This window comes from Paracoccus sp. (in: a-proteobacteria) (assembly GCF_030538755.1).
Classification (GTDB): domain Bacteria; phylum Pseudomonadota; class Alphaproteobacteria; order Rhodobacterales; family Rhodobacteraceae; genus Paracoccus.
Map to the genome: position 1 here is coordinate 25,617 of NZ_JAUNTJ010000006.1, position 13,922 is coordinate 39,538.

Here is a 13,922-nt window from a genome sequence, read left to right on the forward strand (position 1 = left end):
ATATCCCACGGGGGTCCGGGGGTGTGAAACCCCCGGCCTTTGGGCGCGACATTCTCTTTACCCCACAGTCACTTTGCCGTAATCTGACAGGCAAACGGGGCAAAAGACCCCAAAAGCGAGGCAGTATGGCATTCCCCGAGCGGTTTTCGAACCTGCCGGAATACGCGTTTCCGCGTTTGCGGGCGCTGTTGTCCGGTCTTCAGCCCGGCGGCGATCCGGTGGTTCTGACCATCGGCGAGCCGCGTCACCCCATGCCCGATTTCGTCGGGCAGGTGATGGCTGACAACCTGAACGGATTTGCCAAATACCCGCCGAACGAAGGCTCGCCCGACCTGCTGGCGGCGATTTCCGGCTGGCTGGACCGGCGCTATGGGCTGGATGTGGACCCGGCGCGGATCATGGCGCTGAACGGCACGCGCGAGGGGCTGTTCAACGCGGCCATCGCGCTGTGCCCGGAACAGAAAAACGGCCAGCGCCCGGCGATCCTGATCCCGAACCCGTTCTATCAGGTCTATGCCGTGGCTGCGGCTACGGTCGGGGCCGACCCGGTCTTTGTGCCCGCCACCGATGCCACCGGGCACCTGCCCGATTACGCCAGCCTTGCCCCTGATCTGCTGGATCGCACGACGCTGGCCTATCTGTGTTCGCCCGCCAATCCGCAGGGCGCGACCGCCAGCGAGGCTGATCTGGAACGGCTGATCGACCTGGCTCAGCGGCATGATTTCACCATCCTTGCCGATGAATGCTATTCCGAGATCTGGCGCGATGCGCCGCCGCCCGGTGCCTTGGCGGTGGCCACGCGGATGGGGCTGGCCGACCGGGTGATGATGTTCAATTCGCTGTCGAAACGCTCGAACCTGCCGGGGCTGCGGTCGGGCTTTGCGGCGGGTGGGGCGGCGCAGATCGCGCGGATGCGGCAGTTGCGCGCCTATGCGGGTGCGCCGCTATCGCTGCCCGCACAGGCCATCAGCGCGGCCGCCTGGCGCGACGAAGCGCATGTCGATGCCAGCCGTGCGCTGTATCAGCAAAAATACGCCATCGCCGACCGGATCTTTGGCAATATCCCCGGCTATCTGCCGCCTGCGGGCGGGTTTTTCCTGTGGCTGCCGGTCGATGACGGCGAGATGGCGGCAAAACGCCTGTGGGAACAGGCCGGTATTCAGGTGCTGCCCGGCGCCTATCTGTCGCGTGATGTGAACGGCGACAATCCGGGCAAGGGCTTTATCCGCGTGGCGCTGGTCGCCGATGCGGCAGAAACGGAAATCGCGCTGACCCGCCTGCGCGCGGTGCTTTACGACGGAAGGGGTTAACCATGGCAAGCTGGCAGGCCAAGGGCCGCGATCCGCTGTTCGATCAGACCACGCAGGCGGCACTGGAACGCCGGGGCAAGGAATTGCTGGGCGCGGGGCTGATCGTGCTGGGCGTGATGATTGCGCTGATGTTGGCAAGCTGGTCGGCGGATGATCCCAGCTTTTTGTCGGCCACCGATGCGGCGGCGCAGAACTGGCTGGGCACCATCGGGGCCTATATCGCCTCGCCCCTGATGATGATCGCGGGCTATGGGTCGTGGCTGCTGGTGGTCGGAGCCGTGGTCTGGGGGCTGCGGCTGATCCTGCACAGGGGCGAAGAACGGATCATGCGCGGCATTTTCCTGCCGATCGCGGTGGCGCTGTGGTCGGTCTATGCCACCTCGCTGGTGCCCCCGGCGGATTGGGTGCAGAACTACGGCCTTGGCGGGCATTTCGGCGATATGGTGATGGCGGCGCTGCTGAACCTGCTGCCGTTTTCGCCCTATGCCGGGATCAAGATCCTTGCCCTGCTGGTGGCCATCGGGGCGGCGGGCTTTACCGCCTTTGTGCTGGGCTTCGACGCCGCCGAGCTGCGGGCGCTGTGGCGGCGCTTTGTCATCGGGCTGCTGACGGCCTATGACGGCGCGATGCGGCTGGCCGGGCGCGGGGCCGTGGCCTCGGTCACGATGGCGGAACGGCTGCGCGAACGCCGCGCGGCGCGGACCGCCGCTGCTGCCGCCGTGGCCGATGCCCCCACTGCCGTGGCCGCACCGGGCATCTTTGCCCGCCGCAAGCCGCAGCCGCTGGACGAGGCGGACGATCTGACCACCGCCGATCTGCCCGAACCCGAACTGATTGACCGCCAGTCCGACTGGGACGGCGAGGCCCCCTCGCAGGACGAGGTAAGCCACCGCATTTCCGACGCGATCCGCAACCGCTCGGGGGCGGGGTCGGTGCTGGCCGCCGTGGCCGCGCGCCTGTCGCGCGATGGCGGCGCCAAGGTCGCACAGGATGACGCCGCGCCGGTCGTGGAACCGGCCGAACCCGCCCCCTTTGGTGCCGAAACGCCGCGCACCGTGGTGCCACCCGCGCGCAAGGCCGCGCCCTCGAAACAGGCGCAGGCCGAGGCACAGCCGCAACTGCGCTTTGCCGAGGAAAACAGCGCCTATGAACGCCCGCCGCTGGCCCTGCTGACCGATGCCCGCCCCGGCGACCGCCATCAGATGTCGCAAGAGGCGCTGATGGAAAACGCCCGTATGCTCGAGGCGGTGCTGGATGATTACGGCGTCAAGGGCCAGATCACCGAGGTGCGCCCCGGCCCGGTCGTGACCCTGTATGAGCTGGAACCCGCGCCGGGGCTGAAGGCCAGCCGTGTCATCGGTCTGGCCGATGACATCGCGCGCAGCATGTCGGCGCTGTCGGCGCGCGTCAGCACCGTGCCGGGCCGCACCGTCATCGGCATCGAACTGCCCAATGCGCGGCGCGAAAAGGTGGTGCTGCGCGAAATCCTGTCGGCGCGCGCCTATGGCGACGGCACGCATCCGCTGCCGCTGGCACTTGGCAAGGACATCGGCGGCGATCCGGTGGTGGCCAATCTGGCCAAGATGCCGCACCTGCTGATCGCCGGGACCACGGGTTCGGGGAAATCGGTGGCGATCAACACCATGATCCTGTCGCTGCTGTATAAGCTGACGCCCGACGAATGCCGGATGATTATGATCGACCCCAAGATGCTGGAACTGTCGGTCTATGACGGCATTCCGCATCTGCTGTCCCCGGTCGTGACCGATCCGAAAAAGGCCGTCGTGGCCCTGAAATGGGTCGTGTCGGAAATGGAGGAACGCTATCGCAAGATGTCCAAGATGGGCGTGCGCAATATCGAGGGCTATAACGGCCGCGTCCGCGAGGCCTTGGCCAAGAACGAGATGTTCCGCCGCACCGTCCAGACCGGCTTTGACGAAGACACCGGCGAGCCGATCTTTGAAACCGAGGAATTCCTGCCCGAAACCTTCCCCTATATCGTCGTCGTCGTGGACGAGATGGCCGATCTGATGATGGTCGCGGGCAAGGAAATCGAGGCGTGTATTCAACGCCTTGCGCAGATGGCGCGGGCCTCGGGGATTCACCTGATCATGGCAACGCAGCGGCCTTCGGTCGATGTTATCACCGGCACGATCAAGGCGAACTTCCCCACCCGGATCAGCTTTCAGGTTACGTCGAAAATCGACTCGCGCACGATTCTGGGCGAACAGGGGGCCGAACAACTGCTGGGGCAGGGCGACATGCTGTATATGGGCAACGGCGCGCGCATCGCCCGTATCCACGGCCCCTTCGTCAGCGATGAAGAGGTTGAAGAGGTCGTCAACCACCTGAAATCCTTTGGCCCGCCCAGCTATCAGTCGGGCGTCGTCGAAGGCCCCGAGGATGACCGCGCCGACGAAATCGACGCCGTTCTGGGCCTTGGCACCGACAATTCCGACGAGGCGCTTTACGATCAGGCGGTGATGATCGTCGCCCGCGACCGCAAATGTTCCACCAGCTATCTGCAACGCAAACTGTCCATCGGCTATCAAAAAGCCGCGCGTCTGGTCGATCAGCTGGAAGAACAGGGCGTCGTCTCGGCCAGCAACCACGTCGGCAAACGCGAAGTGCTGGTGCCCGAGGTGTAAGGGCGTTCACGGTTTGTTAAACCAACGCTGCTATGGGTGACGCAGACCCATGGCAGCGAGGTAAGTTTGATGAAGCCGCAGACCATTCCGCATCAGTTGAATGCGGCTTTGGGGCCACTGTGCCCTTCCCGGCGACGATGCGGCCTTTCTGGCGGATCGTGCCGCCCGGATTGCGCAAGAGCTTGAGCGGTTGACCGCCCCTCTGACTGCCGCGCGGGGCTGAGGTCTTTTCATGCGCCGTCGGATCGGGCATCACCGCCCATATGACGACCTTTTATCTGCACCCCCTGAACGCGCATCATGCGCTGACCCCGATCCTGCCCGAGATCCGGGCGGGGGCGCGTCATGCGGTGGCGATGGCCTCGGATCTGGTTGCCGTGCCTGATTTCGATCTGGTGGTGCGGGCCGAACCGGGCGGCGGGGCGACCGATTGGGGGATGTCCGGCTATGCCCCCGCGCCCGGCCTGGTCGAGATCATGCTGGACCCGGCGCGCTATAATGCGCAGGCGCTGATCCGCACTCTGCTGCATGAAATGCACCACATCGTGCGTTGGGCGGGGCCGGGCTATGGCCGGTCTTTGGGCGAAACGCTGGTCAGCGAGGGGCTGGCCGGGCATTTCGTCTTGCAGGTGCTGGGGGGGCAGCCCGACCCGTGGGACCGCACCGTGCCGTCTGCCGGGCTGGCGCGGCGGGCGCAGAACGAATGGTCGCGGCTGGATTTCAGCTATGCCGAATGGTTTCAGGGCAAGGCCGGGCTGCGCAAATGGTCCGGCTATGGGTTGGGGCACCGGCTGATCGCCGAATATCTGACGCAGGCCCCCGACGATACAGCGGCCTCGCTGGCGCAAACCGGGGCCGATGCCTTTCGCGCCGCCATGCGCCGGCTGGTCACGGCCGAGGGGGCCGCGCCCGATGCCCCGGCCGACGCACCCGCCGCCGATCACGCCCAAGGTTGAGCGGCGCAAGCCAATGCAGTAAAAGCGCAGGGTCAGTGTTAAAAGGTTCACCCGTCATGTCCGGCGACCGGATCGCAATCATCATCGTCAATTACCGCACGCCGCATCTGGTCTGCGATTGTCTGGATTCGCTTGCCGATCCCGCGGCGCGGCTGGATCTGCGGGTCTTTATCGGGGATGCCGAATCCGGCGATGGCTCGGTTCAGGCGATCCATGCCCATATCACGCAGCGCGGCTATGATTGGGCCGAATGCGCGCCCATCGGCAAGAACGGCGGCTTTGCCTATGGCAATAACGCGATCTATCAGCGGCAGGTCGCCCCGGACGCTTCGTTCGGCTATGTGCATTTCCTGAACCCGGACACGGTGATCCGCCCCGGCGCGGTGGACCGGCTGTGGGAATTTCTGCGCGATCACCCCGATGCGGGCATTGCGGGCAGCCAGTTGCTGAACCCCGATGGCAGCCTTGCCGCATCGGGCTTCCGCTTTCCGGTGCCGTGGCGCGAGTTCTTTCGCGGGCTGTGCTTTGGCCCGGCAGACCGGCTGGTGCCGTCAGGGGTGATCCCGATGCTGAAACTGCGCGAGACGCAGCAGGTCGATTGGGTGTCGGGGGCCAGCTTTATGGCACGGCGCAGCCTGCTGGATGAGGTCGGGCTGATGGATGACGGCTTTTTCCTGTATTTCGAGGAAACCGATCTGATGACCCGCGCCCGCCGTGCCGGGCAGCAGGTCTGGTTCGTCGCCGACAGCCTTGTGGTGCATTACGAAGGCCAGTCCACCGGCCTGCGCCCCGGCGAGCCGCCGCCCGAGGCCAAACCGATATCGCCGATCTGGCTGCAATCGCGCCGCCGCTATCTGCGGCGGCATCACGGCGCGGCGGGGCTGTGGGCCGGGAATGCGCTGTTTTTGCTGGGCAATACGCTGCACCGCGTGCAGGCCCGCCTGCGCGGCAAGCACCAGCCGCAGCCGCCGCATCTATGGCGCGATTATCTGGCGCGCGACGGCAATTCGGGCAAGGGCGGCTGAGGGCGGCTTATCGCGGCGCGCGCATCGGCTTGCGCTGTGGCGGCGGCATCGCGCCATAGACCGCGCCCATGACCAGCCCGGCCAGCGCTCCGCCCAGATGTGCCTGCCATGCGACGCTGGGCATCAGCACCGTCAGGATCAGGTTCAGCCCGATCAGGATCGCGGCGGATCGCATCAGCCCCCCCATCGGCAGCCCGCGCGCCCTGTATCGCACCACGGCAAAGCCAAACAGCGCCCCCGCCAGCCCGAACACCGCCCCCGAGGCTCCGACCATCGGCCCGCCAATCGGGTGCATCTGCCAAAACAACAGCGCCCCGGCCACCTGCGCAACGGCATAGATCGCCAGCAGCCGCGCCGTGGACAGCGCCGGGGCCATTTCGCGCACCAGAACCGCCAGTGACAGCATGTTCATCGCCAGATGCGCCAGCCCGGCATGAAGCAAGCCATAGCTGACGAACATCGCCAGATCCTGAAACGGATAGACGCCGCGCCCGGTGCCGACGATGGCAGGCCAGAACCCGCCCAGGGCGAACACCAACTGCCGCACACCGACCGGCGCACCCAGCAGGGGCGCAAGGCTCAGGGCTGCTTCGATCAGGCAGCACAGGGCGATAATGGCGATAAAGGGGCGGGGGAGGGTTTTCATGGACACCGTGCGCTTGATCCCTCGAAATAAGCACAGGCCGCGCTGATTGCAACGCAACAGGCGGGATACCGCGCGGCGCGGATGGATGATCCGACATTCACCGGCCCGCGAAATCTGAAAGAATAACCCCGTAGTTTACCATCAAGCGTGAATGGCCTCGACCGCCATCACCGCCTTTGACGACCGGGTGCCGGTCAAACAACTATCGCCCAAGGGCGCCGCCCTGAACCGCCCCCAAGCAGGCTTCCTGTTTGCCTAAATACGCACCTTGGGGCGCTCCCCCACAACCCGGAACGGCTTGTCACGGGCAGTCACCCCGCCCGCCAGAACCGGCTTTGCCTTGCCGCCGGGCGAATCGGGGGCTTGTCCGCCGCTTTTCAATAAGGGGCCGGCCGGACAAGGGCGCTGGACGCGTGGTCCACAGCGGCGCATAGTGCCCCGGATTTGCGCAGATTTCCCGCCGGGCGGGGCTGCCGGGGCCATCAGGGGGAACCACATGGAAAGCCGCTTTCACCTTGCCTATCACGTCACCGATCTGGATGCGGCGCGGGCGTTTTACGGCGATATTCTGGGCTGTGCCGAGGGGCGCAGCACCGAAACATGGGTCGATTTCGACATGGCCGGCCATCAGATCAGCCTGCATCTGGGCCAGCCCTTTGCCACCACCGACACGGGCCGGGTGGGCGATCATCTGGTGCCGATGCCGCATCTGGGGCTGGTGCTGCGGATGGCCGACTGGCAGGCCATGGCCGACCGCCTGACCGCCGCCGGGGTCGCGTTCGTGATCGCCCCCACCATCCGTTTTGCCGGCCAACCCGGCGAGCAGGGCACGATGTTCTTTCGCGACCCGTCCGGCAACCCGATCGAGATCAAGGGTTTTGCCGACTGGTCAGGGATGTTCGCCCGATAACCGGGCGGCGCGGCAGTGGCGGCGCGGCAGTGGCGGCGCGGCGGCGGGGGCGTGGCGGACGCCCGGTCAGCCGATGGTTCTGACAGGGGTGCGGCACAGCGGATTGCGCTTGCCTCCAAAGGGGCAGGCGACCCAAGGGGATAGCCTCAAGGCCGGGAGGCAAGCTGTCGATCAGCAAAGCCGGGCCAGCCAGACGCCTTGACCGGGCGCGGCCAGCCCCTCGGCCTTACCGGCAGTTCGTCAGTTGCGCCTGATACATCGCCGACCGCTGGCTGACATTGCCCGCCACGCGCAGCAGCCATGGCTTGTTCATATGCGATCCGCGGGCAAAGCCGCTGCGGCCCTCGTGATAGGCCAGATACTGCCCGCCCGCGTCCCATTTGGAAATGCCCAGACGGTTGGTGGTGCCGTGCATATACCAGCCCATGAAATCGGTGGCGTCGCGGATATTGTCGCGCCGGGCGCGGCGGTTGCCGGTTTCCTTGACGTATTCATCCCAGGTGCCATCCAGCGCCTGACTATAGCCAAAGGCGCTGCTTTGCCGCCCGATGGGGATGACGCCCAATGCGTATTGATGCGGAGTGCGCGCATCGCCGATGAATTTCGATTCCTGATGGATCGTGGCCATCTGCACATGCACCGGCACGCCCCAGCGCCGTTCGGTGGCCCGCATCGCGTTCATATAGGCCGGGCGTTCGCGCACCAGCAGGCACGCATTATCCAGATTGCGGGGCGCGGAATAATTACCGCCGCCACCACCGCATGATGCGACCAGCCCGACAATGGCCAGTTTCAAAAGCCTGTTCATCACTGCCTCGTGTTCTTTTTCCGACGATCATAGGGGAAATCGCGGCATTGTGGAATCACGAAAGGCTCATCGGTCACGATTGGCGGATCAGCGCCACCGTCTTGATGACGGCAAAGCAGTCGCTGCCGGGGCGCAGCTCCAGCGCGGCGGCGGATCGGGCGGTGATTTCGGCCAGCATCCGCGCCCGGCCCATGGCCAGTTGCACCAGAACCCGGCTGCCCGATTCCGACAGCGCGGCGACGCGGGCGGGCAGCACGTTCAGCGCCGACAGCCCGGCGGGGGCGGTGCGCGCCAGCATCACCTCATGCGCCAGAATGCGCAGGCGCAGCGTGGTGCCGGGCGCGCCGGGCGGATCGGCCAGCAGGATCGGCCCGGCGGGCGTGTCCAGCCGGGTCAGCCCGTCCGGCCCCGGCCCGGCGACGGTGGCGGGCAGGATCGCGCCGCCCTCGGCCCCGCCGATGGCGCGGGCGGCGGCGGGATCAGACAGCGCCTCGGCCAGCGGCCCGGCATGGGCCACGCGCCCGCGCGCCATCACGATCAGCGTATCGGCCAGCCGGGCGATTTCGGCCATCGCGTGGCTGACATACAGGATCGGCGGCCCCTCGGCCTGCCGCAGCCGCATCAGAAACGGCAGGATGTCCGCCTTGCGCCCCGGATCGAGCGAGGCCAGCGGCTCGTCCAGAATCAGCAGATCGGGCGAGGATAACAGCGCGCGGCCGATGGCGACACGCTGATGCTCGCCGCCCGACAGACCGGCGGGGCGGCGGGTCAGCAGCGCGCCGATGTCCAGCATCTCGATCACGCGGGCGCGGGTGGCGGCATCGGGCGGGGCGGGGGCAAAGCGGGCCGGGTAATCCAGATTGCCCGCGACATTCAGATGCGGAAACAGCCGTGCATCCTGAAAGACATAGCCGATGCGGCGCCGATGCGGCGGCAGGCCGCGCCCCCCGGCCCACAGATCGCGCCCGTTCAGGCTGATGCGCCCGGCGTCGGGCGTCATCAGCCCGGCCACGGCATTGACCGTGGTGGTCTTGCCGCAACCCGAAGGGCCATAGATCGCCGTCACCCCGCCCGGCGCGTCAAAGGCCACGTCCAGCGACAGGCCGGGAAAGGTCTTGCGGAAATCGACCGACAGGCTCATGCGGTCAGCCTTGCCTGCGCGCGCCGCGCCAGCACCTCGGATGCCAGCACGGCCAGAATCGCAATGCCGACCGAGATCCCGACCAGCCGCATCGCCGCGCCCTCGCCGCCCGGCACTTGCAGCAGGGCATAGATGGCCGATGGCAGCGTCTGCGTCTGGCCGGGGATATTGGCGACAAAGGTGATGGTCGCGCCGAATTCACCCATGGCCTTGGCAAAGCCCAGTACGGTTCCGGCGATGATCGCGGGCAGGATCAGCGGCAGGGTGACGGTGGCGAATACGGCGGGGCGGCTGGCGCCAAGGGTGGAGGCGGCGGCCTCTAGCCGGGGGTCCACCGCTTCGAACCCCAGCCGGATGGCGCGCACCATCAGCGGAAAGCCCATGACGCCCGCGGCAATCGCCGCGCCGGTCCAGTGAAAGGCGGGCGACATGCCGATGCCGGCCAGAAAGCTGCCAACCGGCGCATTGCGGCGAAACAGCAGCAGCAGCAGATAGCCGGTGACGACCGGCGGCAGCACCAGCGGCAGATGCAGCGCGGCAGACAACAGCCCGTGGCCCGGAAAGCGCCGCCGCGCCAGCACCCAGCCCAGACCGATGGCCAGGGGCAGCGCGGCCAGCGTGGCCACCGTCGCCACCCGCAGCGACAGCAGCACCGCCTGCCATTCCTGCGGGCCGAGCCAGCTCATTCCGCCAGCGTGGTAAAGCCGTTTGCGGCAAAGACGGCGCGGGCGGCATCGCCCGACAGCGCATCCAGAAACTCTGCCGCCGCCGCGTTATCGCTTAGCAGGGCGGCGGGGTAGATGATCGGATCGTGGCTGCCTTGCGGAAAGGTATAGACCACCGAAACGGCGGGTTCGGCCACCGCGTCGCTGGCATAGACGATGCCATAGGGGGCCGCCCCCGATGCCACCAGCGCCAAGGCCGCGCGCACATCGTCGGCCTGCGCGACATGCGGTTCCAGCGCCGCCCATTGCCCCAGAGATTCCAGCGCCTGCTTGCCGTAAACCCCTGCGGGCACGGATTCGACCAGCGCCATGGCCAGCTTGTCATCGCCCAATGTGTCGGCAAACCCGTCCAGCGAGGTGATCGCCGCGCCCTGCCCATGGGCCACCAGCACCAGATCGTTGCCCAGCAGATCGCGGCGGCTGTCGCCTGCGATCAGCCCGGCGCTGTCTACCTCGTCCATCCACGGCACAGAGGCCGAGATGAAGATGTCGGCAGGCGCACCCGACACGATCTGGCGGGCAAGGGCGGACGACCCGCCATAGGAAATGACCGCCGTGCCCGGATGTTCGGCGGCGATCTGATCCAGCGCGGTTTTCAGGCTGGCGGCGGCAAAGATGGTGATGTCTTCGGCCTGCGACAGCGCCGGGATCAGGGCGATGGTTGCGGCCAGAATGGCACGGCGGGTCAGGGTTGGCATGGCGGCCCCTCTGGTTATGTCCGGGCGACCATAACCGCGCCGCGCCCGGTCAGGCAAGCGTCATTTCCGTTCGGACATATCGTCCAGCATCCCGGTGATGGCGGCAATATCGCCCGACCCCGCCCCGACCAGCAGCGATTCCAGCGCCCGGAAATGCGCCAGCACCTGCGCGCCGGTTTCGGTCAGCACCGCGCCGCCCCCGCCCGGCCCGCCACGCGCGCTGTCCACCAGCGGGCGGGCAAAGGCGCTGTTCATTTCCTCGACCAGCGACCAGGCGCGCTTATAGCTCATGCCCATGCGGCGGCCTGCGGCGGAAATCGAGCCAAGCTCGGCGATGCCGGTCAGCAGATCGGCCTTGCCGGGGCCAAGGGTCAACGCCGGGCCGTAATCCAGCCGCAGCTTGATACGGGGCAAAGCGGGCTTTTGCGGGTTGTCAGCCGGTTCGGTCATCGCCACATTGTCGGGCGACTGGCCTGCGTGACGCAAGGGCTTTTCGACGCCCGGTTCTCGCACTAAGGTCGCAGGAGCATTTTACATAGAGGGGGAACTTCATGTCGGATATCGTTATCCTGTCGGGCGCGCGCACGGCCATTGGCGGCTTTGGCGGCAGCCTGGCCTCGGTCCCGCCGATTCAATTGGCCACGCATGTCGCCAAGGCCGCGATGGAACGCGGCGGCGTGTCGCCGGACCAGATCGGCACTGTCGTGTTCGGCCATGTCATCAACACCGAACCACGCGACATGTATCTGTCGCGCGCCGCCATGCTGGAGGCCGGGATTCCCGACACCACCCCGGCGATGAACGTGAACCGGCTGTGCGGTTCGGGCGCGCAGGCGGTGGTTTCGGCGGCGCAGGCGCTGATGCTGGGCGATGCCGATTTCGCCCTTGCCGGCGGCGCCGAAAACATGAGTCGCGCGCCCTATGCCTCGCCCACCATGCGGCACGGGCAGCGGATGGGCGATGCCACCATGTATGACATGATGGTTGGCGCGCTGACCTGCCCGATGGGCACCGGCCACATGGGCATCACCGCCGAAAACGTCGCCGCCGAAAACGGCGTGACGCGCGAAGAGCAGGATGCCTTTGCGCTGGAATCGCAGAACCGCGCCGCCAAGGCGATCGAGGAAGGCCGCTTCAAGGATCAGATCGCGGGCTTTGAGATCAAGTCGCGCAAGGGTGTGACGGTGTTCGACACCGACGAACACCCCAAGGCCACCACGCTGGAAAAACTGGGTGCCTTGCGCGCCGCCTTCCAGAAGGATGGCACCGTGACCGCCGGTAACGCCTCGGGCATCAACGATGGCGCCGCCGCCGTGGTGCTGGCCCGTGCCGAGGCCGCCGAAAAGGCCGGTCTGACGCCCAAGGCCAAGCTGCTGGGCTATGCCGTGGCGGGGGTTCCGGCGCGGATCATGGGCATCGGCCCGGTGCCTGCGGTCCAGCAATTGCTGGAAAAAACCGGGCTGTCGCTGGGTGATTTCGACGTGATCGAATCGAACGAGGCCTTTGCCGCACAGGCGCTGGCCGTGAACAAGCAACTGGGTCTGGACCCGGCCAAGGTCAACCCGAACGGCGGCGCGATCGCGCTGGGCCACCCGGTCGGCGCGACCGGGGCGATCCTGACCGTGAAGGCTCTGTATGAGCTGGAGCGGATCGGCGGCAAGCGCGCCATCGTCACCATGTGCATCGGCGGCGGTCAGGGTATCGCGCTGGCGCTGGAACGGCTCTGATGCGCTTCGCGCCGGGCGAACGTCAGGTTCTGCCGGGCGCGAAATTCGTCGGGCCGATGGTGGTGCAACGTCTTGAAGAGGCAGGGTTTTGCGGCCTTGCCTCTTTGGCCAAGGCGGATGCGGAAACCATCTGCCGGGGCACGGCGGCGGCTTTGGGCACGACCTGCTGGGCGAACAGCCCGCAGGCGCGCCGTGCGGTGGAGAACGCCATTGCCGCGGCACGCGCGGCGGGGTGAGTTTCGGCAGGTCGGCAGATTGACGGTGCGTTCCGAAAGGGCGCGCCGTTTTCTTTTGCGCCTGCGCAACGGCTGCGGGCGTTGCATGGCGCAACAGGGCGCAGGGCCGGGCCGCGAAAGCCAGCAAATGCCGGGATTTTGGCTGCACAACCGATGCACAACCTGTGCACAGGCTGTACACAAGCTGTGCACAGACGATGCGCGTTGCAGGATAGGGGGGCGCAGCGGGGCCGGGTGAGGGGCGATGTGGCGCAGAGACGCGGCGGATTGCCCAAGGTGCCCGATGCCGGAGGCCGCAGGGTGTGATCCGTGAGTGGCGGCTGCCTTTCTCTGAACTGTCAGCTTCGCGGCGACTGCCGATTTTTGATGGCACGGGCACGGCTGGGCTTTGTCGGGCGGGTGCGTCGCCTTGGATTTAGAAAAATTTTCCATATTCAGATTGTCTGGCGGTGATGGAACCCTTCGGGGATGACCTGATGCGGGAAGCCGCAGCGGCAGTGCTGGATGTGCCTCTGCGGATGGCTTTGCTGCGGGTTTGTGGGCAGATCGGGGGCAGGCGCATGGCCCGAGGCTTGGGAACATGTGTCGCCCGCAGATCGTTAGCCAGAATGAAAAACAACAGGGATGACCCGATGCCGAAAACCGGAGGTTGTGACTGCGGTGCCGTGACCTATGCCGTCGCGGTCGGGCGGCTGCATGTTTACGCCTGCCATTGCCTGAACTGTCAGACCCGCAGCAGCAGCGCCTTTGCCGAACATGCGATGCTGACGGCGGATGCGCTGGATTGCAGCGGCGAAACGGTTGGCTTTGTGCGGCAGCGGGATGGTATCCGCTTTACCGAAGTGTTCTGCGCCGCCTGTCATACCCGGCTGTTCAATCGCAACGATATGCTGCCCGATATGGTCTTTCTGCGTGCCGGGACGCTGGATCACAGCGCGGGGCTGGTGCCGATGGCGCATATCTGGACCAGCCGGAAACAGCCGTGGCTGGTGCTGCCCGAGGGGGTGCCCGCCTTTGAACAATCGCCCACGCCCGAAGAATTCGGCGCGGCGGTGCAGGCGGCCGAGGCGCGGGGGGCCTGAGGCCCGCCCC

The 13,922-nt window shown here is 66.6% G+C and carries 15 protein-coding genes; 9 read left to right on the plus strand and 6 right to left on the minus strand.

Translation table 11 applies throughout. The annotated features are described in order from the left end of the window. The first annotated feature begins 125 nt into the window (after window positions 1-125). From Q4G14_RS05330 to Q4G14_RS05350, 5 genes are all read left to right on the plus strand, one after another. Entirely contained in the window at window positions 126-1,310 is a 1,185-nt protein-coding gene (locus tag Q4G14_RS05330; RefSeq protein WP_303360697.1) for an aminotransferase class I/II-fold pyridoxal phosphate-dependent enzyme, read from the plus strand. 2 nt (window positions 1,311-1,312) lie between these two features. Then, window positions 1,313-3,958 carry a DNA translocase FtsK gene (locus Q4G14_RS05335; RefSeq protein ID WP_303360698.1) on the plus strand — a complete coding sequence of 882 codons (2,646 nt, stop codon included), beginning with the start codon at window positions 1,313-1,315 and terminating at the stop codon, window positions 3,956-3,958. Between the two features lie 100 nt (window positions 3,959-4,058). After that, window positions 4,059-4,181, plus strand: coding sequence for a hypothetical protein (locus tag Q4G14_RS05340; protein ID WP_303360699.1), 123 nt, complete (start codon window positions 4,059-4,061; stop codon window positions 4,179-4,181). Window positions 4,182-4,221: 40 nt separating this feature from the next. Continuing rightward, window positions 4,222-4,914 (plus strand): DUF2268 domain-containing putative Zn-dependent protease, encoded by a 693-nt coding sequence (locus Q4G14_RS05345; RefSeq protein WP_303360700.1) that lies wholly within the window; start codon window positions 4,222-4,224, stop codon window positions 4,912-4,914. A 56-nt stretch (window positions 4,915-4,970) separates the two neighbouring features. After that, window positions 4,971-5,939 (plus strand): glycosyltransferase family 2 protein, encoded by a 969-nt coding sequence (locus Q4G14_RS05350; RefSeq protein WP_303360701.1) that lies wholly within the window; start codon window positions 4,971-4,973, stop codon window positions 5,937-5,939. A 7-nt stretch (window positions 5,940-5,946) separates the two neighbouring features. Here the strand turns inward: Q4G14_RS05350 and Q4G14_RS05355 are convergent, their stop codons facing one another. After that, a complete protein-coding gene (locus Q4G14_RS05355) occupies window positions 5,947-6,585 on the minus strand; it encodes a rhomboid family intramembrane serine protease (protein WP_303360702.1) in 639 nt (212 codons plus the stop codon). Between the two features lie 496 nt (window positions 6,586-7,081). Between Q4G14_RS05355 and Q4G14_RS05360 the strand changes: the two genes are divergently transcribed. Further along, window positions 7,082-7,495, plus strand: a complete 414-nt coding sequence (locus Q4G14_RS05360) for a VOC family protein (RefSeq protein WP_303360703.1) — start codon at window positions 7,082-7,084, stop codon at window positions 7,493-7,495. Between the two features lie 226 nt (window positions 7,496-7,721). On the opposite strand, the gene Q4G14_RS05365 is transcribed toward Q4G14_RS05360, so the two are convergent. From Q4G14_RS05365 to Q4G14_RS05385, 5 genes are all read right to left on the minus strand, one after another. Further along, complete coding sequence (locus tag Q4G14_RS05365) at window positions 7,722-8,303, minus strand: lytic transglycosylase (protein WP_303360704.1); 582 nt, start codon at window positions 8,301-8,303, stop codon at window positions 7,722-7,724. 73 nt (window positions 8,304-8,376) lie between these two features. Continuing rightward, window positions 8,377-9,444, minus strand: coding sequence for a molybdenum ABC transporter ATP-binding protein (gene modC, locus Q4G14_RS05370; RefSeq protein ID WP_303360705.1), 1,068 nt, complete (start codon window positions 9,442-9,444; stop codon window positions 8,377-8,379). Beyond that, window positions 9,441-10,130, minus strand: a complete 690-nt coding sequence (gene modB, locus Q4G14_RS05375) for a molybdate ABC transporter permease subunit (protein ID WP_303360706.1) — start codon at window positions 10,128-10,130, stop codon at window positions 9,441-9,443. Before modB ends, modC begins: the two co-directional genes overlap by 4 nt. Then, window positions 10,127-10,867, minus strand: a complete 741-nt coding sequence (gene modA, locus Q4G14_RS05380) for a molybdate ABC transporter substrate-binding protein (protein WP_303360707.1) — start codon at window positions 10,865-10,867, stop codon at window positions 10,127-10,129. The genes modB and modA overlap by 4 nt, the downstream gene beginning before the upstream one ends. Before the next feature lie 60 nt (window positions 10,868-10,927). Then, window positions 10,928-11,317: a winged helix-turn-helix domain-containing protein gene (locus Q4G14_RS05385; RefSeq protein ID WP_303360708.1), complete on the minus strand. Its 390-nt coding sequence runs from the start codon at window positions 11,315-11,317 to the stop codon at window positions 10,928-10,930. Window positions 11,318-11,418: 101 nt separating this feature from the next. Between Q4G14_RS05385 and Q4G14_RS05390 the strand changes: the two genes are divergently transcribed. The 3 genes from Q4G14_RS05390 (at window position 11,419) to Q4G14_RS05400 (ending at window position 13,912) form a co-directional block, all read left to right on the plus strand. Next, on the plus strand, window positions 11,419-12,594 hold the full coding sequence (locus tag Q4G14_RS05390; RefSeq protein ID WP_303360709.1) for an acetyl-CoA C-acyltransferase family protein: 1,176 nt from the start codon (window positions 11,419-11,421) through the stop codon (window positions 12,592-12,594). Beyond that, window positions 12,594-12,830, plus strand: coding sequence for a hypothetical protein (locus tag Q4G14_RS05395; RefSeq protein ID WP_303360710.1), 237 nt, complete (start codon window positions 12,594-12,596; stop codon window positions 12,828-12,830). Before Q4G14_RS05390 ends, Q4G14_RS05395 begins: the two co-directional genes overlap by 1 nt. A 608-nt stretch (window positions 12,831-13,438) precedes the next feature. Further along, window positions 13,439-13,912, plus strand: a complete 474-nt coding sequence (locus Q4G14_RS05400; RefSeq protein WP_303360711.1) for a GFA family protein — start codon at window positions 13,439-13,441, stop codon at window positions 13,910-13,912. Window positions 13,913-13,922 lie beyond the last annotated feature (10 nt).